The following is a 19,293-nucleotide window of genomic DNA, read 5'->3' as shown; positions in this document are numbered from 1 at the left end:
ATGGTGACGCACCACTTCGCCCAAGGGATCCCCTCCCTGCACATGGCAGGCGTGGTGATCGATGATTTCGGAACGGAGATTCACCTCCTTCCTCTCGACGCACCCCGTTGGCTGCTGAACTGGCCGACGATCTTCGCCGCGCTGGATTTCCTCGATTCCGAGGAGGTCCACTGATGCGCCGCCGCGACTGGTTCCCCCTCGTCGTGCTGTTCGCGCTCTGGCTCGCCGCCAGCGCGATCGCGCCGCCCGTCGAGTTCCTGCTCGGGATCGCGAAATGAAAGCGCTCCTGGTCCTCTGGCTCAAAGCTATCGCCCTCCTGCTGGCAGCGGCACTCGTCGTCGCGTCGCTCGAGCAGCTGGCCGGCGACGCTCCGCCCGCCGCGGCGGCTTTCATGCGCGGGGTCTGACATGCCACTGCCTCCAGTTTCCGAATTCGATATCGCTCGCGAGTTTCGCCTCCAGCACCGGCCGGGCTCGGCCGTCGACGCGATCACGAATCCCGCGGTGCGCCGCGCACTGGAGGCCGGCGCCCGGGCACGGGCCGCGCGCGAGGCGAACGAGTCGCCGCGCCGCGTGGTGGACGCGAAATCCCGCGCCGCCAACGATTTCGACTGAATCACTATCCCCTGCCGCGCCTGACCGCGCGGTTTCCGCAGGAGTCCTCCCGATCCTGCTTTTTTTACAACCTGGAGCTGCCGCATGGCCTCTACCGAAAGCATCCTGAAACTGATCGTGGATCGGCCTGGCCTGACGGCGGCCGAAATCGCCGATGAACTGGAAACCGCCGCGACGGACGTTCAGTCCCGCCTCGGGAAATACATCACCAGCGAGCACGTGAAGCGTGAGAAGAAGAAGCTCGAGAACCGCGACGTGTGGATCTACTTCCCCTCGCAGTCGCTCGTCAATGAGGGCGGCGGCCTGAACCCGGACGCAATGAAGCGTGCTCCCCGCACGCCGGCCGCGGCGCCCGGCGATTTCACGTTCGGCTTTTTCTCCGATGGCGCGCTATCGATCGCGAAGGGCTCGAAGGAAATCAGGCTCACGCACGACGAAGCGGAGCGGCTGATCAAGTTCCTCGACGCGATCAACATCGACCGCATCACCGCCGGCGCGTGAGCGCCGGTCCCTCCCTCCTCCCCGGATCCGACATGGCTAAATCGTCCCCGGTGGGCCGCATCATCGCGGTCCCGCTGAACCAGCTTCGCATTTCCCCGCACAACGCGCGGCCGAACGACACCTCCGACGTGACCGAGCTCGCCGCGCTCCTGCGCTCGCAAAATCAGCTGCAGAACCTGGTCGTGCACGAGTACGGCGAGGGCTATGCCGTTGCCGAGGGCGGCCGGCGCCTGCGCGCGTTCAATCTGAACGTCCAGCTCGGCCACACGAAGCCCGACCTGCCGGTCTGGTGCCTGGTCATCGACAGCACGGCCAGCGCGCTCGCGGCCAGCGTGGCTGCCAACTCGGGCCGCGAGCCGATGCACCCGGCCGACGAGTTCGACGCGTTCAAGGGACTGGTCGACGGCGGCAAGCCGATCGAGGATGTCGCCGCGCAGTTCGGCGTGACGCCGCTGGTGGTGCGCCGACGGCTGCTGCTCGCGAAAGTCTCGCCCAAGCTGATCGCGCTATACCGCGCCGGCGAAATGAACCTCGAGCAGCTGCAGGCGTTCACGCTCACCGACAAACACGCCCTGCAGGAGAAGGTCTGGAACAACGCACCCTCCTACCAGCGGCACCCGGCCAGCCTGCGCGCTGCGCTGACGAAGGGCGCGAAATCCACCAGCAATGATCGCGCCGCGCGCTTCGTCGGGCTCGACGCCTACGAGGCGGCCGGGGGCACCGTCGTGCGCGACCTGTTCGGCGGTCCGGATAGCGGCTATATCGCCGACGACGAGCTGATGCAGCGCCTGGCCGTCGAAAAGCTCGAGGCGATCGCGCAGCAGCTGCGCGACGAAGGCTGGGCGTTCGTGAAGGTCGTGCCCGAGATCGGCTGGAGCGACACGCATCCGTATGGCCGCAGCAAGCCGACGCGCCGCGAGCTCACCGAGGACGAACAGCAGGAAATCGATCGCCTCGAAACCGAGTGCGCGGCGAATCAGGAGCGCGTCGACGAAGACGACGATCTGACCGACGGCGACACCGAGCAGCTTGAGCATGCGATCGCCACGGCGCAGGCGCGCATCGAGGCAATCCGCTCGTCCGTCGAGACGTACAGCGATCGCCAGAAGAAGAAGGCCGGCGCACTGGTAGGGATCGGCCAGAACGGCCTCGTCGAGATCCACCGCGGCATGATCGCGCCGCCCGACCCCAAGGTGCAAAAGGCGAAGGAGAAAGAGGCCGCGCGCGCCGCCGCCGTCGAGCGCGGCGAGCCGGAGCCGGCCGGCTTCAGCGAAGCCCTCATGCGCAAGCTGACGGCGAACCGCACTGCCGCCCTCGCCGCGCACCTGCTCGAATGCCCGCGCGTCGCGCTCGATCTGCTCTGCACGCAGCTCGCGATGCAGACGCTCTACCGTGGCGGCTACTACGGCGCGGCCGGCGTGCAGATCCAGTTGCATGACCAGCAAGGCGCCCTGCGCAACGCCGGAGGCGCGCCGATCGAGAACAGCAAAGCGTGGATCACGATCGAGCAGAAGCGCGCCGAGATCCAGGCGCGCATTCCCGAGCACCCGGGCGAACTGTTCGCGTGGCTCGGCCAGCAGACCCCGATCGACGTCATGGAGATCCTTTGCTTCTGCACGTCGACGGCGCTGAATGCGATCACCAGCAGCGAAGCGGCGAGCCGGCCGCTCGCGGCTGTCGAAAACGCGATCGGCCTGGATGTCTCCGATTGGTGGCAACCGACGCGCGAGACGTTCCTCGACCAGGTGCCGAAGGCGATCATCCAGACCGCCCTCGAGGAAGCCGGCGCGAGCGACGCAGCGCGCAAAGCCGTCGGCGCCGCGAAGAAGGCCCAGGCGGCCGAGCTCGCCGAGGACGAACTGCGCGACAGCGGCTGGCTTCCGGGACCGCTGCGCGGGCCGCACTACTCCATGAACGCCGCCGCGCGCGCGGCCCCGCCAGCGGCCAAGGCGACCGAGGCGGCCGAGCCGAAGAAGCGCAGCCGCCGCCGGCCCGCGAAGCCGGCCGAGCAGGCTGAACCCCCTTCTGACAGCACTCCCGCGCCGCTCAAGCCCGGTCTCGATCCCCGGGCCGCGTGGCCCTTCCCGAAATCCGACCGCCCGTAGCACCGGTGCGCGCCGACGGGCGCGCACGAATCCTTCCATCCCACTCTCGAGGTTCCCATGGACAAAGAACAGATATACGACGAAGAAATCAGGCCGCTGATGAACGAGATCATCGCGATCGCCCAGGAACACAAAATCGACTTCGTGGCCTCGTTCGCAATCCCGACCGAGGCCGATCCGACTCTCAACTGCACCACCGGGATCGTCGCGCCCGAAGGTCGTGCCGAGCTTCGGTTCGCGTTGCGCGTCCTGGTCGACGGCTTGCCGGCGATATCGGGCTTCGCGATCACCACGCGTCGCGAGCAGTAGCAGCGATGCCCTGCACGCCCTTCCGCCTGCCTGGCGGCGGCTCAGGATTCATCTGCACCCGCGGGCGCGGCCGCGCGCCGCGCTGCTCGGTACCGGACTGCTCCGCGCCCAGCGCTTTCCAGTGCGATTTCAACACGAAGTCGGGGAAGACCTGCGATCGACACCTCTGCGCGGTCCACGCGCACCAGGTCGGCCCGGACGTGCATTTCTGCCCTACCCACCTTGCTGCCTCGAGCGGCGGCAAGCCGGCGCAGGGCGAACTCTTCTGACCGAGAATTCCATGACCACGCCACTGACCGACGAGCGCCGCGCGGCGCTCAGTTCCCTGATCACCAACTGGTTCAGCACGCTGGATGCCGATGGCGCCCTGATCCGCGAGTTCGACTACTTCGACGTGTCGAAAATCGACGAACTGATCGAGCAGGCCATCGCGCCGACCATCGCCGACGCGGTGGAATGTGCGCTCGCCGCCTCGAGCGCCGCCGGCGCCGAGCTTCCCCCGTTCCCCACCATGCTGCGGAAGATGTGGAGCGGCGGCGACGTGCAGCGCTGGATCGACCAGAACATCGCGCCACTTGTGCGCAACGCTGTGCCGCCAGCTGCAGGCGTACCGCCCCACGTGCGCTTTTCGATGGAATCGACTGCGCGATGGCTGGAAGGCGGCTGCGATCCGCATGCCGCTGCGAAAGAAATCCGCGCGTGCCTCGGGAAGCTCGACGCCGCTCCCACCACCCCGGTCGCAGCGGCCGAGTCGCCGTCGCTCGCGAATGCGTGCGAAGTACTCCGCGACGCGGTGGCCGCGAAAAGCATCCTGGCGCTCGGCATGGTCCATGGCTTGGCCTCGTTCGCCAAGGTGGAAGCCGCGCCTTCCACGCTGGTCGCCGCTGGCGTGGCGCAGGGCGCCTGCAAAGGCAAGAACTGCGGCGCGACGGATGGCATCAGCCACTCGCCGGAATGCCTCGCCGAGTACGAAGCGGCGGTTAACGGGGCTGTCGCCGCTGATGCGTCACGACAGGACGAGCCGCGCCTCGACAACCCGGCTCAAGTCGGTGGAACGCGCTTCGGGAAAGGCGTGAAGTGGTCGACGGTCATCGGCGCCGCGCAGCGGCATTTCGACTTCATGCAGACGCCCGATAACGAGGCTCGGCGCATTGCTCGTGCGGCCGAACTCATGGCGGCAGTGCGCGACGGCGCAGCAGTATCGCCGGCCGACGACAACGCCACGCAGCTCGCCGAAGCGCGCCAGTTGCTCGCCCACGCCAGCGAATTCGCAATGATGCAGCTCGACGAAGACTGGCACGAGCGCGCCGCCGCCCTGCTCGCCCTGCCGGCCCCGGCTGTCTCGACCAGCGCGCCACCGGCGCACTGTCAGTGCCCGGCCTGCAGCGGTGGCGCCGCGCATGCTAGCGACTGCGCAGTCCACAATGAGCCGGCCATGCCACGGGGACCGTGTGACTGCGCCGCCGGGCGCGGGCTGTACCGCAAATTCGACGTGCGCAGGCTCGACGGCAGCAGCGCGCCCGGCGGAAAGCATCACGGCTGTGAATACTTCGTGCTCGATCTGCAGCATGACGCCCACGCGGGCGCGTCGCTGGCAGCCTATGCGCGCTCCTGCTCGACCACGCACCCGGCGCTGTCGGCGGATCTGCTCGCGCGCGCCGCCGCGCTCGGCGCGCCGGTGGCCGTTGACGAGTGGGTGTCGAAAGTCGATGCACTTCCCGCCGCGCCCGGCTGGTATCTCGTCATGCTCGCGCCCGACAACGATTGGGAGCTCATGAGCGACACGCCCATCCAGGTTGAATTCGGCGCGTACAAGCACATGCCGCAGGCCTTCACGCACTTCTACGACGGCTGCCCGGGCGAGGACATCACGGAAGCGGTTACCCACTGGACCCGGCTTCCCGCGCCGCCGCGCCAGGCCGCGCCGGCGGCCATCGAATTCAGCTATGCGCTCAGCCAGCATGCCGAGAGGTGGAGCGGATCATTCGACTCCATCGTGGGAGCGCTTGCGGAAGCCCTCTCCGATCTGGACGACGCCGGCGAGCGCGGCCGCGTCATCTGGGTCGGCCAGAACCAGCCGATCGATATCGATTATGACTCGCTCGCTGAAGAGGTGATCGAGCGGATCCAGGAGCAGGCATTCGACCAGGTCGGGGAGGTGGCCGACGTGATCGGACCATATGAGGAAACGGAGACAAAGCTGCTGTCTCTTGCGATCAAGCGGTGGATCGACGAACACGGCCAGATCGGCTGCTATCGCATCGATCACTCGATTGCGTATGGGCCCGGCGCGCCGGAATACAAGGCAGCGGTTGTGCGGCTGCGCGAACGAGATGGGAGTGAGACGTGAGCCTCGATCCAATCTCAACATCCCCACGCGTCGACAAGCTGATCACGGACGTGATGAAGCGATTCCCCGGCGAAAGCCGGGCCGCGCAAGCTCGCTACTACGAAGAGGTCCACCAGCACCTCGCGCCTCTCGCCCGCGAGCTCGAGGCCGAGGTCGCACGACTGCGCGTCGCGCTGTACTCGACCGTGCCCGGCGAGCGGTCAGCCCGCGACGATGGGTTCTTCGCGGGCGTTTGCGTCGCACTGCAGGTTCTCACTGCGCATGACCAAGGTGTGATCTGGAAAGACATCGTGAAAGCGTGCGGCGTGGATGAGCTGCTGCAGTACGCAGCGAACATCGAGCCCGAGGAGTGGGAGCTTGCAGGGTTCAAGCACTTCGCGCGCGGCGAGCTTGGACGAAGAAAGCCGGCCACACGCGGGGGAGCGAAATCTTGAGCGAGAACAGCAAGATCGAATGGACGGACCATACGTTCAACCCCTGGGAGGGATGCCAGAAGGTCGGACCTGGCTGTGACCACTGCTACGCGGAGGCGCGCAACGCGCGCTTCGCCGGCGGCACGGCGGTCAACTGGGGGCCCGGCGCGGCGCGCCGGCGCACGTCGGCCGCGAACTGGCGCGAGCCGGTGCGCTGGAACGTGCGGCATGAAGAGTTCTTCGCCGCACATGGTCGACGCCAGCGAGTCTTCTGCGCATCGCTGGCCGACGTGTTCGACAACGCGGTGCCGGCGGCATGGCGCCGCGAACTGGCGGCGCTGATCGAGGCGACGCCGGCGCTCGACTGGCTGCTGCTGACGAAGCGCATCGGCAACGCGGCCGCGATGCTGGTCGACATGTTCCCGGCCGGCACGCCGGATCACGTCTGGCTCGGCGCCACGGTCGTCAACCAGGCCGAGGCAGATCGCGACGTCCCGAAGCTGCTCGCCACGCCGGCGGCTGTCCGGTTCCTGTCGATCGAGCCAATGCTCGGCCCGGTCGATCTGAGAATCATTGCTTGCAAAGCGTGCCCGAACTCGGTGGACGGCCTATTGATGGATCCTGAAACAGGGGCTCACGAGTGCTGCAGCCGCTGCGACTTCACGGGCATCGACACCGATTGGGGAATCGATTGGATCATTGCCGGCGGCGAAAGCGGCACCCGCGCGCGGGCCGCGCACCCCGACTGGCTCCGCTCGCTACGCGACCAATGCTCCGAGGCCGGCGTACCGTTCCTGTTCAAGCAATGGGGCGAGTACTTGCCGTGGACGCACTTCCGTAGCGCGTGCATCGACGATCGCCCCGAGCAAACCCGCTTCCAAACCATGGAATGGATTGGCGACCGGTGGGCCGACATCGGCTACCCGCTGGCGGCCGACTCCGCTGACGGCGACATCGACGGCCGGCAGTGCGTCGGCCGCGTCGGCAAGCGCGCCGCCGGCCGGCTGCTCGACGGCGTCGAGCACAACGGATTCCCATTGGGATGCACCCGTGCGGAGGACGTGAAATGAACGAACGCCTCATGTCCGAAGAGGATCTGCAGCACGTCACAGGCAAGAAGCGCCACAGCGCGCAGGCCGCTTGGTTCCAGCGGCATTTCGGCCTCACGCCCGTGCAGAGCGCCGACGGCCGCATCATCATCACCTGGGCGGCGTTCGAAGGCCTTCAGGCCAAGCGCGCCGGCATCGGCGAGGCGCGGGCGGCCGCGGGCCCGCGGCCGAGCCTCACCCCCATCCGGAGGATCGCTTGAACGCAGCGCGGCGAAGAAAAAAGGACGTGCCATGGCCGCGCCGGGTATATCTGCGCTCGAACACGTTCTGGTGGGTGCGGCCCACCGACGAGCAGTGGGTCAAGCTCTGCCGGCTGGAAGATGGCGAAACCCGCATGCTCGAGCGGCTCGCGGAAGAGAAGCGCAAGATCGAGATCGACCCGAACGCCGGCAACATCCCGCGCCTGGTCGACGTCTATATGGAGACGCACGAGAAGAAATACGCCGAATCCTTCCGTGACGAGTGGCGCCGCCGCGGCGAGACAGTGAAGACGGGGTTCTCGAAGTTCGACATCCAGCAGGTCGACGCCGGCGCGATCTACGACTTCCTGCACGACAACTGGGGCGACAAGCTGCCGACATTCCAGGCGATGCACGCCTGGCTGTCGAAATTCTTCGCCTGGGCGACCGTGAAGCGCTACGCGAGCGGAAATCCGTGCCGCGAGATCCAGGTCAAGAAGCCGAAGAAGCGCACCGTCTACATCCCGAACGATCACTTCCTGGCGATCCGCACGGCGCTGGCCGTGTACAGCTACGAGAAGAAGATCAAGGGGCAGAAGCGGACGATCGAGGCGAAGGTGCCCACCGGGCCGATGATGCAGGTGTTCGTGGACCTCTGCTATCTGACGATCCAGCGCGCGACCGAGATCCGCGAGCTGCAGTGGAAGCAGGATCCGGCCGACCCGTTCGGCTGCAGCTGGGTGGACGAGAACGCCGGCGTTATCCACTTCGTCCCGTCGAAGACCGAGGACTCCAGCGGCGAGGTGGTGGACTGGCCGATCACCCCGGAGATCCAGGCCGTGTTGGCCCGCGCCCGCGCGCTCGAGCCGAGATTCGGGCAGCGATATGTGGTGCGCGACGAGAACGGCGCGCAGAAGACCATGGCGGCCTGTCGCGACGCCTGGCGCGATGCGAAGCGACGCGCGGGACTGAGCAAAGCGCCTTACACCGTGAAAGATATCCGCGCGAAGGCCATGACCGACGCCCGGCGCGCCGGCTACGATATCGACGCCCTGCAGGTGGCCGCGGCGCACTCGGATCGCAACACCACCGAGATCTACATCAAGTCGCGCGACGTGCCGGTGTCCACGGTCAGGATGGCGCTGCCGGCCGCATGATTTTGGAAGTCTTCCAAAATGGCCGTTTTCCGCGCCGAGGACGGCAATGAAAAAGCCCGCACAACCGATTGATTGTGCGGGCTTTATTCTGGTCGGGGCGAGAGGATTTGAACCTCCGACCACCTGCACCCCATGCAGGTACGCTACCAGGCTGCGCTACGCCCCGAAAGAAAAAGAGTATATCAGACAGTTTGCCAGGATAGAACCACCATCGTGCACTTTTTCATCGGGGGCTTCCGCACCTCTCCTTCTCATGCCTTCGGCGCCCGTGATTCACGTCCCGACAAGCTCGCTCCGCGCCACAACACCAAGCCCCCCAGCAGCACCAGACAAGCCAGCGCGCTCCACGCCGCGCCGTAATGAAAGCGGTCGACAAGCACGCCGAACAGCGGCGGCAGGATGCTGATCGCGAGCATGTTGAGCGTCATCGAGAAACTGAGCGTCGAGGCCACCACGCTGCTCGGCGCCATCTCGGCGACCTGCAGCAGATAGAGCGGATACCAGCCGACACCGACCAGCCCGACGACACCGAAGATCACGGCCAGCACCAGCTTCGGCGTCTCGGCCGGCAACAGCGGCAGGCCGAGCGCGACGGCGATGCAGATCGCCATGCACATGCCCAGCGAACGCAGCCGGCGCCCCGGCCACCAGCGGTCGCTGAGCCAGGCGAGCCCGACGCGCCCCAGGATCCCGAACCATTGCGACAGCGAGAACAGCAAGGCCGCGGCCACCAGCGGGTAATGGAAACGCGCGGCGACGAACGGGATCGCATGCGTCGCGAAGGTGTACTGGAACGCGACCATCGCGGCGCCCGCCGCCATCACCGGCCAGAGCACGGTGTGGCCGGCCACCAGCCGGATCGATGTCAGCAGCCCCGGCGGCGCGGCCGACGGCAGGCCCGGCGCCTTGCGTTCGTCGCGATGCAGCAGCGCGAACAGCGCGCCGCCGGCCAGGCCGATCGCCCCCTGCACGACCAGCGCGAGGCGCCAGCCCTGGGTCGCTGCCAGCAGCGGCAGCGCCATGGCCGCCAGCGCGGTGCCGAGCGGCAAGCCGGCCTGCCTGACGCCCGTCGCCATGCCGCGCTCCCACGGCGGGAACCAGCGGACGATGGCGCGCGTGCCGCCGGGCTGCACCGAGGCGTAGGTGGCGCCGATCATCGCGATGAACACCAGCAGTACCGGAAAGGACGGCGCCATCCAGGCGCCGAGCATGGCGGCCAGGCCCATCATGCTCATCGTCGATGCAACCACGCGGCGTTCGCCGAAGCGGTCGATCAGCCAACCGAGCATCAGCATGGTCACGACCTGGCCGCCGTTCAAGGCGCTGATCGCCAGCGCGCCGGCCGCCTCCGACAGGTGAAACGCCACCTGCAGCGAAGGCATCAGCGTATAGAGGCCCTGCGCCGTGATCGACGCGGTGGTCTGTGCCAGGGCGGCGACGCCGAGCACGGTCCAGCGATAGCTGTCGGTCGACTCCCCGGGCAAGACGCGGGACATGGGCAGGCTGGGTTTCAAGGCGGATTTCCGTCGATCGCGGCGTGCGCCGCAGTGGCTGGGGCTCGGCGCCACGGAACCAGGCCATGGGCGACACGAGTCGAAGCCCATCTTCGCGCATGCCCGCCGCGCGCGACACATACAGAAAAACGGAAAATCGACCGGTATAGCGAGCCGCTCGAAACACGGCCGCGTTGCTACAATTTCCGCCCGCACCCGGCTTCCCGCCCGAGACATGACCCACAAATACCGCACCATCGCCGCGCACTACAGCCGGGCGATCGAGACCGGCCTGCTGCCCGTCGGAGAGCGCCTGCCCTCGCTGCGCGAATTGGCCGACCTGCATCGCGTCTCGCTCGCGACCACGGTCGAAGCCTGCCGCCTGCTGGAGCGGCAGGGTTATGTCGAGGCCCGGCCCAGGGCCGGCTACTTCGTTCGTCATCCCAAGCGATCCGCGGCGCGTCACGCAGGCCAACCCGGCCGCGCAGCGGAACCCGACGAGCCGCGTATCGATGCGGCCGATTACGTGGGCGTCCACGAGCGCATTTCGGTGATGCTCGCGCGCGCCATGCAACGCGCGCCCGAGGTCGACCTGGCGCGGGCGGTCTGCGCGCCGGCGATGTATCCGGGCGCGGCCCTGAAGAATCATGCGCTGCGCATCCTGCGCGCCCGCCCGAGTCTCTACGATGCCAGCCCCGATCCCGGCGGCGTCTCCCGCTTGAAGGAGGCGATCGCGCGCGTCTCGATCACGCGCGGGCTGGCCCTCGACCCCGGCGCCGTGCTCGTCACCCACGGCTGCAGCGAGGCGCTGTCGCTCGCCTTGCGGGCCGTCACCTCGCCGGGCGACGTCGTCGCGATCGAATCGCCCTGTTACTTCGGCATCCTGCAGATCCTCGAATCGCTGGGGCTACGCGCGCTGGAACTGCCGACCGATCCGCAACGCGGCCTCTCGCCGGAAGCCATCGAGATCGCCCTGCGCCGCCCGGGCGGCGTGCAGGCCGTGATCTGCACGCCGGCCCTGCACAATCCGCTCGGCAGCATCATGCCGGACGATGCCAAGGCGCGGCTGGTCGAATCCTGCGAGCGAAGCGGCGTCCCGCTCGTCGAGGACGACAGCTACGGCGCGCTGCTGCCCAATCCCGCGCATGCGCGCCCGCTCAAGTCCTGGGATCGCACCGGCAACGTGATCCACTGCAGTTCGCTGAACAAGACCGTGTCGCCCGGCGCGCGCATCGGCTGGCTGACGGGCGGCAAATGGCAGAACCGGATCGAGATGCTGATGTACGCCGTGTCGCGCCACCGCGAGGAGATCCCGCAACTGGCCGTGGCCGACTACCTGACGAGCGGCGCCTTCCATCGCCAGATGCGGCGCATGCAGACGCAGCTCGCGCGCCAACGCGCCCTGCTCGCCCAAGCGATCGCCGAGCATTTCCCCGCCGGCACCGAGCTCACGCGCCCGACGGCGGGCCTGCTGCTATGGGTGACGCTGCCCGGGCGAACCGATACCGACCGGCTGTTCGATCGTGCCCTGCACGAAGGCATCCGCATCAGCCCCGGCTCGATGTTCTCGAATACCGACCGCTTTGGTCACTGCCTGCGGCTAAGCGCGGGCATGCCGTTCGATTCGCGCATCGAGGCGGCGGTCGAACGGCTCGGGCAACTGGTTCGGGAACTGCCATCCTGAGGCGGATGGCGCGGCAGGCCCGGGAAGGCCGGCAGGAGAAAGCGCCGCGGGTCAGAATCTGTTGAAAAAGCTCGTGACGAACGAAAACAGGCTTTCCACGCTATTGCTCAAGGCGGTTGCGCCCAGCGCCGCGGCCCCGACCACGAAACCGCCGATCAATCCATACTCGACCGCGGTCACACCCGTCTCGTCGGCCAGAAAACGCTTCCACACTGCCTTCATTTCATTCCCCACGTGCATCGTTGAAATCTTGTTTGATCGTTATTGCGGCGATGATACGCCTCGCACGTGACGTCGCAATGGCGATCTACCACGAAATTCGTGGCGATTTCCACCTTCACTTCCGCCCTATTTTTAACGCCAACTCATACGTTCGTTTGAATTCGCGCGTTTGAATTCGATCCGCGCGATCGCCGCCTTTCGCGCCGGAACGTCATCCGCCGCGCCGCAACACGCCGACCGTTTGTTTGGTAACGCTTCTCTAGGCCCCTCGTGCCAGACTTCCCGGCAGTCGGAATCGCACCGACACCACGGCCGGACGGCTCGACGCCATCACGGACCGATCGACAGGGAGACGAACATCATGCGAACACCGGCATCGCGTGCCTGGCTCACGCGTTTCGCGCCAGCGCGTCGCGCGAGCCGCGGCCAGGGCCTGACGCGCGTGCTCGCCGCGCTCGCGCTCGCGGCCTCGCTGCTCGCCACCGGCTGCGCCGAACCTTCGGCGAATCCGGCCACGACCGCGGGCGGCAGCCTGCCGAAAATCGATCGCGACAAGGCCGAGCAACTGCGGCGCGAGCAGCAGATCGCGAGCAGCCTGCCCTCGCTCGGCTCGATTCCCGTCACGCGATCGCGGCCGCTCAGCCTGCGCGATTCGGGCCAGGACGGCGCGATCACGATGCTGCGCGATGTCGATTTCCGCATCGTCGGCGAGCTCGGCTTCTACGTCCACCAGTTGTCGGCCACGCTGCGCCCGACCCGCCCCGGCGCCCCGATCGTCTTCGACGATCCCTCGAGCTTCGGCATCGACGTGCATCGCGGCATCGTCACGCTCGACGACAGCAAGCTCACCGCGGTCTTCAATACCTACCTGTTCGGCTATCGCGGCGCGCCGCTGCGCAAGCTGCAGGTCTCGGCCGGCGACGGCGTGATCCATCTGCAGGGCGAGATGCAGCGCGGCGGCTGGGTGCCGTTCTCGCTGACCGGCAAGCTCTCGGTGCGCGACGGCACCGCGCTGGTATTCCATCCCACCGAGGTCCGCGTGCAGGGGCTGGACGCGAACCCCGTGATGCGCGCGGCCAACGTGAAGATGGCGGACCTGCTGAAGATCGACACGCCGGTGGCGAAGCTGTCCGGCGACGACCTGGTGATGCAGGTCGACAAGCTGATGCCGCCGCCGCAATTGAAGCTGAAGGTGGTCGCGTTGCGCATCACGCCAGACGGGCTCGACCTCGCCTTCGACGACGGCACCGGGGCCGGTTTCGCGATGCCCGAGGGCGCGCCGCAGCAGGCCATGCTGATCCGCGGCGGCGACGTGAAGTTCATGCGCTCGATGCCGATGAACGCCGACATCCTGATCGGCCCGGCCCGGCCCGCGACGAAGGCCGAGCCCTTCGTGTTCGATCTCTACCACTATCGCGACCAGGTCTCGACCGGTTACTTCAGCTTCGCGCCGAGCGGCGCGATGACCATCCACATCCCGTCCTATGCCGGCGCGAAACCGCCCGCGGATGCGATCGGCTCGGCCGGCGCGCGCCTGAACGACAGCTTCGTCAAGACCCAGCAGGCGGCCTTGCGCGACGCGCGCCAGCGCTGGTTCTCCGAAGCCCTGCCCGGCGGCGGCGCCTCGCTGGCCGTGAACGCGGCCACCGGCGCGTCGGCCGACGAGCGGCACGTCTCGAGCCGCACCACCGCGATCCAGCTGCGCAACGTGGATTTCAGCATCGCCGGCCAGATCGGCTTCCACGTCGACCAGCTCGACGCGCAGATGGTGCCGCGCCGCCCCGGGGAACCGGTCGATCTCGACGATCCGAACCAGTACGAAATCCGCATCCTCGGCGGCTCGGTGCTCGAGACCTGGCCGGCCATGAATGCGCTGTTCAACGACTACCTGCTCGACTACACGCCGCGCGCGCTCAACGACCTGAAGCTCACGCCCGACGGCGACAAGCTGCACGTGACCGGCGGCATCCGGCTGTGGAATCACGTCCCGCCCGGCGTCTGGCTGCCGACCTCGATGACGGGCACGCTCTCGGTGCTCGACGGGCGCCATATCGCCTACACGCCCTCGCAGGTCTCGGTGCTCGGCGTGCCGCAGGCGACGCTGCTGCGTGCGCTCGGCATCGAGCTGGCCTCGCTGACGCCGCTGCGCCGGCGCGGCGCGGAACTGCGCGGCGACGCGCTGGTGCTCGACCAGTACACGGTGTTCCCGCCGCCCGTGCTGAAGGGCCAGCTCGCGCAGGTGCGCGTCGAGCCGGCTGGCCTGCGGCTCAGCTTCCATCGCGCACCCGACGCGCCGCCGCTGCCGAAACCCGGCACCAACGCGAGCAGCTACATCTGGATGGAGGGCGGCGACATGAAGATGTTCAACGTGCTGGAGACCAACCTGCGCGCGCTGATCGAGAACACCGCGCAGCCAGGGGCGATGCGTTTCGATCTCTACGGCTATCGCGAACAGGTCTCGAAGGGCTCGGTGCGCATGGCGGCCGACGGCACCCTGCTGGTCGATCTCGGGCGCGCGAATCCGCTGGCACCCTGAGCACGCCGCTGCTTATCGGCTTCGCGACGATGAAAAAAGCCCGCCAGGCAACAAGCCTGGCGGGCTTTTTCACAAGATCCTGCATGCACGGCGACGATGCCGCCTACTTGCGCTCCAGCACGTCGATCACGTCGAGCAAAGCGCGCCGCAGTTGGTCGACATCCATCGCTTGCCCGGCCGACGCAGCCTCGGCCTGCGCGGCCGGAAACATCTCTTCCTGCTCGGTCGGCATGCCGCGATCGGAACCATGCGAATCGAGCCGGTTGCGCGCGCCATTGATGGTGAAGCCCTGCTCGTACAGCAGTTCGCGAATTCGCCGGATCAACAGCACCTCGTGGTGCTGGTAATAACGCCGGTTGCCGCGACGCTTGACCGGACGCAGCTGCGTAAACTCCTGTTCCCAGTAGCGCAGCACATGAGGCTTCACGCCGCACAACTCGCTGACCTCACCGATCGTGAAGTAGCGCTTCGCGGGAATCGGGGGCAACACGACTTTCTCAACCGTCGATGTCATCGTCAGTCAACCGTCGGTAAGCGCGGGCAAACCGCGCGGCGGCACGAATGTGCCGGTCAGCGTGTGATCGGCGTGTCCGAGCCGTTCTCGACGAGCGCCTTCAGCTTCTGGCTCGCATGGAAGGTGACGACACGACGCGCAGCAATCGGAATCGCCTCGCCCGTCTTCGGGTTGCGGCCCGGCCGTTGCGGCTTGTCGCGCAACTGGAAGTTGCCGAAGCCGGACAGCTTCACGCTCTCGCCATTCTCGAGCGCGTCGCGGATCACCTCGAAGAAGGCTTCGACCATGTCCTTGGCTTCCCGCTTGTTGAGCCCGACGCTGTCGAACAGCAGTTCCGCGAGTTCGGCCTTCGTCAGCGTCGGCGTCTCGCCGGACGGCGCCGCTGCCACGTCGCGGTTCAGGGCGCTGCGCTGCGCCGTCAGAAGGGCTTCGAATTCACTCGAGTTCATGTCATTCATATCTGCAAAACTTGCGCATTATCCCTGGTCAAAACCGGCCGGAACCTGCTGCATCCCGGCCGGCTTCCGCGTATCAGCCGCGCAGTCGCGCGCCGTGGACCCGCATGCTCTCGACGAGGGCCTGGATCGCGAGATCGACCGTCTCGTCCTGCAGCGTCCCGGCCGGATCCTGCAGGGTGACGCGGAATGCCAGGCTTTTCTCGTGCGCCGCCAATCCACCGGAAGTGTTTGATTTTGCACGAAATTCGTCAAAGAGTACAACCTTCTGGACGAACTTGCATGCCTCGCCCGACAACGCCCCCTTGATCGCGTCGAACAAGGCTTGCACCTCGACCTGCTGGTCGACCACCACGGCGATATCGCGACGCACCGGCGGGAACTTCGACACCTCGGTCGGCGCCGGCAGCGCACGCGCGATCAAGGCCTCGGCGTCGATCTCGAACATCACCGGCGCATGAGGCAGTTCGTACTGCTGCATCAGGCGCGGATGCAGTTCGCCGATCCAGCCCACCGCGCGACCATCGAGTTCGATGCGCGCGCTGCGGCCCGGGTGCAGCGCCGGATGCTCGGCCTTCACGAAACGCGCGACGGCCGGCGCGAGCAGCGCCTCAAGGTCGCCCTTCACATCGAAGAAGTCGACCTGCCGCGTCGGCGCGCCCCATTGCTCGTCGAGCAGCGGGCCATAGGCCAGCGCGCCGACCCGCTTGGGCTGCCGGTAGCCCTCCACGCTCAGTTCGCCCGCCGCCACCTCGGCATCGGCCAGATAAACGCGGCCGGTCTCGAACACGCGCACGCGATCGGCGCGGCGGTTCAAGTTGTGGCGCAGCACGCTGACCAGGCTGCCGAACAGCGTGGTGCGCATCACCGAGAGCTGGCTGGCGATCGGATTGAGCAGGCGCACCGGATTGGTGTTGCCAGCGAAATCGCGTTCCCAGTCCGCATCGACGAAGCTGAAGTTGACCGTTTCCGCATAGTCGCGCGCGGCCAGCGCATGACGGATCGTGTGGATCGAGCGCTGCGTCTCGTTGGTCGCGCGCATCTCGCTGGTCGCCACCGGCGGGCGCGCCGGGATCCGCTCGAAGCCGTAGATCCGCGCGACTTCCTCGATCAGGTCTTCCTCGATCTCGATGTCGAAGCGATGCGGCGGCGGCGTCACCGCGAAGCTGTCACCGTCCTGCGTGAAGCTCAGGCCCAGGCGCGTGAAGATGCTGGCGATCTCCTCGGCCGCCACCGCCACGCCGATGATGCGATTGGCGCGCGACACGCGCATCGTCACCGGCGCGCGCGACGGCAGGTTCACCGCCTGGTCGTCGACCGGGCCAGCCTGGCCGCCGCAGATATCGAGGATCAGCTGGGTGATCCGCTCGATGTGCTCGACGGTGGTCGAATAGTCGACGCCGCGCTCGAAGCGATGCGCGGCATCGGTCGAGAAGTTGTACCTGCGCGCGCGGCCGCGGATGCTGTCGGGCCACCAGAAGGCGGCCTCGAGATAGATATTCGTGGTGTCGAGCGTGACGGCCGTGCTGTCGCCGCCCATGATGCCGGCCAGGCTCTCGACCTGGCTCTGGTCGGCGATCACGCCCACCTGCTCGTCGAGCTCGACCGTGTTGCCGTTCAGCAGCTTGAGCGTCTCGCCGCGCTTGCCCCAGCGCACGTCGATGCCGCCGTGGATCTTGTCCAGGTCGAACACGTGCGAGGGCCGGCCCAGCTCGAACATCACGTAGTTCGAGATGTCGACCAGGGCCGAGACGCTGCGCTGGCCCGCGCGCTCGAGGCGCTCGACCATCCACAGCGGCGTCTTCGCGCGCGCGTTCACGCCGCGGATCACCCGGCCCGAGAAGCGGCCGCACAGATCCGGCGCGGAGATGCGCACCGGCAGCGTCTCATCGAGCTCGACCTTGGCCGGCGGGAAGGCGACGGGCTTGAGCGGCGCGCCGGTGATCGCGGCGGTTTCGCGCGCGATGCCGTACACCGACAGGCAGTCCGCCTTGTTCGGCGTCAGCTTGATCTCGAAGATCGTGTCGTTCAGGTTCAGCGTGTCGCGGATGTCCTGGCCGATCGGCGTGTCCTCGGGCAGCACCAGCAGGCCGCTGTGATCCTCGGACAGCTTCAGCTCGCGAGCCGAGCAGAGCATGCCCTGGCTTTCGACGCCGCGCAGCTTCGAGAGCTTGATCAGGAAAGGCTTGCCGCCCTCTTCGGCGGGCGGCAGCTCCGCGCCGACCAGCGCGACCGGCACCTTGATGCCGGGCGCCACGTTCGGAGCGCCGCAGACGATGTTCAGCGTCGTGCCGGTGCCGGCATCGACCTGGCAGACGTTCAGCTTGTCCGCGTCCGGGTGCTTGACCACCTCGAGCACGCGGCCGACGACGATCCGCGAGGTCGGCGGCGCGGCGGCGCGCAGCGACTCGACCTCGAGGCCGGCCATCGTCAGCGCATGCGACAGCTCGTCGGTCGTCAGTTGCGGATCAACAAAGGTTCTCAACCAGGATTCAGGGAATTGCATGGGTGTCTACGTTCGAAACAGGTTAGATCGATACAGCGCGGCGCGGCTCGCGTCGACCGACGCGCGCCACGCGCCGGGCTCACGCGAACTGGCGAAGGAAGCGCAGATCGTTCTCGAAGAACAGGCGCAGGTCCTGCACGCCGTAGCGCAGCATCGTGAGACGCTCGAGGCCGCTGCCGAACGCGAAGCCGATATAGCGCTCCGGGTCCAGACCCATGTTGCGGATCACCGTCGGGTGCACCTGGCCGGAGCCCGAGATCTCGAGCCACCTGCCCGCGTTCTTGCCGTGCTCGAACATCATGTCGATCTCGGCCGAGGGCTCGGTGAACGGGAAATACGAGGGGCGGAAACGCACCAGGATGTCGTCGCGCTCGAAGAATTTCTTCAGGAAGTCGGTGTAGACGCCCTTGAGATCGGCGAAGCTGACGTTCTCCTCGATCCACAGGCCTTCGACCTGGTTGAACATCGGCGAATGGGTCGCATCGCTGTCGACGCGATAGGTGCGGCCCGGGGCGATCACCTTGATGGGCGGCTTGTTCATGCGCGCGTAGCGCACCTGCATCGGGCTGGTGTGGGTGCGCAGCAGCAACTGGCGCCCCTGCGCATCCTTGCCGTCGACGTAGAAGGTGTCCTGCATCGAACGCGCCGGATGATTCTCGGGGCTGTTCAGTGCGGTGAAGTTGTACCAGTCGGTTTCGATCTCGGGACCATCGGCGACATCGAAGCCGATCGAGCGGAAAATCTGTTCGACGCGTTCCCAGGTGCGCATCACCGGGTGCAGGCTGCCCGCACCGGCGCCGCGGCCCGGCAGCGTGACGTCGATCGCCTCGGAGGCGAGGCGCTGGTTGAGCAGCGCGTCGGCAAGCGCCTGGCGTCGCGCGGTGAGCGCGCCTTCCACTTGCTGCTTGGCGACATTGATGCGCGCGCCCTCGGTCTTGCGCGCTTCGGGATCGAGCTTGCCGAGCCCTTTCAACAGCTCGGTCAGCGCGCCCGACTTGCCGAGAAAGCGTGCCTTCTCGTTTTCGAGCGTGGTGATATCGGCAGCCTGCTCGAAGGCCTGCTTCGCGTCAGCGACAATCTGGTCCAGATCCATTGATCCCATCATTTCCAACGTCAATCGTTCTCGGCGAGCGAATCGCTCGATCC

Annotated in this window: 19 protein-coding genes and 1 tRNA gene; 13 read left to right on the top strand and 7 right to left on the bottom strand. The window is 67.2% G+C overall.

What is annotated here, in order from left to right; genetic code table 11:
• The 11 genes from BM43_RS41440 to BM43_RS31755 all read left to right on the top strand — a co-directional run bounded on the left by BM43_RS41440 (window position 1) and on the right by BM43_RS31755 (window position 8,737).
• Complete coding sequence (locus BM43_RS41440) at window positions 1-174, top strand: hypothetical protein (protein WP_155296501.1); 174 nt, start codon at window positions 1-3, stop codon at window positions 172-174.
• A 100-nt stretch (window positions 175-274) separates the two neighbouring features.
• The gene (locus BM43_RS42520) at window positions 275-406 is read left to right on the top strand and encodes a hypothetical protein (protein WP_255222465.1); all 132 of its coding nucleotides are present in this window, start codon (window positions 275-277) and stop codon (window positions 404-406) included.
• 1 nt (window position 407) lies between these two features.
• Window positions 408-614 carry a hypothetical protein gene (locus tag BM43_RS31795; RefSeq protein ID WP_036051812.1) on the top strand — a complete coding sequence of 69 codons (207 nt, stop codon included), beginning with the start codon at window positions 408-410 and terminating at the stop codon, window positions 612-614.
• Between the two features lie 84 nt (window positions 615-698).
• Entirely contained in the window at window positions 699-1,115 is a 417-nt protein-coding gene (locus BM43_RS31790; protein WP_036051804.1) for a MarR family transcriptional regulator, read from the top strand.
• A gap of 32 nt (window positions 1,116-1,147) precedes the next feature.
• Window positions 1,148-3,220, top strand: coding sequence for a ParB/RepB/Spo0J family partition protein (locus BM43_RS31785; protein WP_080741958.1), 2,073 nt, complete (start codon window positions 1,148-1,150; stop codon window positions 3,218-3,220).
• A 57-nt stretch (window positions 3,221-3,277) separates the two neighbouring features.
• The gene (locus tag BM43_RS31780) at window positions 3,278-3,529 is read left to right on the top strand and encodes a hypothetical protein (protein WP_036051805.1); all 252 of its coding nucleotides are present in this window, start codon (window positions 3,278-3,280) and stop codon (window positions 3,527-3,529) included.
• A gap of 280 nt (window positions 3,530-3,809) precedes the next feature.
• A complete protein-coding gene (locus BM43_RS42045; protein WP_036051807.1) occupies window positions 3,810-5,879 on the top strand; it encodes a hypothetical protein in 2,070 nt (689 codons plus the stop codon).
• Entirely contained in the window at window positions 5,876-6,313 is a 438-nt protein-coding gene (locus tag BM43_RS31770; RefSeq protein WP_036051808.1) for a hypothetical protein, read from the top strand. The genes BM43_RS42045 and BM43_RS31770 overlap by 4 nt, the downstream gene beginning before the upstream one ends.
• Window positions 6,310-7,362 carry a phage Gp37/Gp68 family protein gene (locus BM43_RS31765; RefSeq protein WP_036051809.1) on the top strand — a complete coding sequence of 351 codons (1,053 nt, stop codon included), beginning with the start codon at window positions 6,310-6,312 and terminating at the stop codon, window positions 7,360-7,362. The genes BM43_RS31770 and BM43_RS31765 overlap by 4 nt, the downstream gene beginning before the upstream one ends.
• Entirely contained in the window at window positions 7,359-7,601 is a 243-nt protein-coding gene (locus BM43_RS31760; RefSeq protein ID WP_063769131.1) for a DUF4224 domain-containing protein, read from the top strand. The genes BM43_RS31765 and BM43_RS31760 overlap by 4 nt, the downstream gene beginning before the upstream one ends.
• 26 nt (window positions 7,602-7,627) lie before the next feature.
• Entirely contained in the window at window positions 7,628-8,737 is a 1,110-nt protein-coding gene (locus tag BM43_RS31755) for a tyrosine-type recombinase/integrase (RefSeq protein ID WP_230676283.1), read from the top strand.
• 89 nt (window positions 8,738-8,826) lie between these two features.
• Here the strand turns inward: BM43_RS31755 and BM43_RS31750 are convergent.
• Window positions 8,827-8,903: transfer RNA gene (locus BM43_RS31750), tRNA-Pro, on the bottom strand.
• Between the two features lie 85 nt (window positions 8,904-8,988).
• On the bottom strand, window positions 8,989-10,233 hold the full coding sequence (locus BM43_RS31745; protein ID WP_036051813.1) for an MFS transporter: 1,245 nt from the start codon (window positions 10,231-10,233) through the stop codon (window positions 8,989-8,991).
• 232 nt (window positions 10,234-10,465) lie between these two features.
• Between BM43_RS31745 and BM43_RS31740 the strand changes: the two genes are divergently transcribed.
• On the top strand, window positions 10,466-11,914 hold the full coding sequence (locus tag BM43_RS31740; protein ID WP_036051814.1) for an aminotransferase-like domain-containing protein: 1,449 nt from the start codon (window positions 10,466-10,468) through the stop codon (window positions 11,912-11,914).
• 51 nt (window positions 11,915-11,965) lie between these two features.
• On the opposite strand, the gene BM43_RS31735 is transcribed toward BM43_RS31740, so the two are convergent.
• Entirely contained in the window at window positions 11,966-12,136 is a 171-nt protein-coding gene (locus tag BM43_RS31735; RefSeq protein WP_013697762.1) for a Flp family type IVb pilin, read from the bottom strand.
• A 361-nt stretch (window positions 12,137-12,497) separates the two neighbouring features.
• Between BM43_RS31735 and BM43_RS31730 the strand changes: the two genes are divergently transcribed.
• Entirely contained in the window at window positions 12,498-14,672 is a 2,175-nt protein-coding gene (locus BM43_RS31730; RefSeq protein WP_036051815.1) for a lipoprotein, read from the top strand.
• Between the two features lie 103 nt (window positions 14,673-14,775).
• Here BM43_RS31730 and BM43_RS31725 read toward each other — a convergent pair whose 3' ends face one another.
• From BM43_RS31725 to pheS, 4 genes are all read right to left on the bottom strand, one after another.
• Window positions 14,776-15,186, bottom strand: a complete 411-nt coding sequence (locus tag BM43_RS31725) for a MerR family transcriptional regulator (protein ID WP_036051816.1) — start codon at window positions 15,184-15,186, stop codon at window positions 14,776-14,778.
• A 56-nt stretch (window positions 15,187-15,242) separates the two neighbouring features.
• A complete protein-coding gene (locus BM43_RS31720) occupies window positions 15,243-15,644 on the bottom strand; it encodes an integration host factor subunit alpha (protein WP_013697759.1) in 402 nt (133 codons plus the stop codon).
• A 73-nt stretch (window positions 15,645-15,717) separates the two neighbouring features.
• The gene (pheT, locus tag BM43_RS31715; RefSeq protein ID WP_036051817.1) at window positions 15,718-18,147 is read right to left on the bottom strand and encodes a phenylalanine--tRNA ligase subunit beta; all 2,430 of its coding nucleotides are present in this window, start codon (window positions 18,145-18,147) and stop codon (window positions 15,718-15,720) included.
• 79 nt (window positions 18,148-18,226) lie between these two features.
• Window positions 18,227-19,240, bottom strand: a complete 1,014-nt coding sequence (gene pheS, locus BM43_RS31710; protein ID WP_013697757.1) for a phenylalanine--tRNA ligase subunit alpha — start codon at window positions 19,238-19,240, stop codon at window positions 18,227-18,229.
• Between the last annotated feature and the right edge of the window lie 53 nt (window positions 19,241-19,293).

The sequence above is a fragment of the Burkholderia gladioli genome (assembly GCF_000959725.1).
Classification (GTDB): Bacteria; Pseudomonadota; Gammaproteobacteria; order Burkholderiales; family Burkholderiaceae; genus Burkholderia; species Burkholderia gladioli.
Note: the sequence above shows the minus strand (reverse complement) of the source record. Positions and strands in the feature narration are given on the sequence as shown.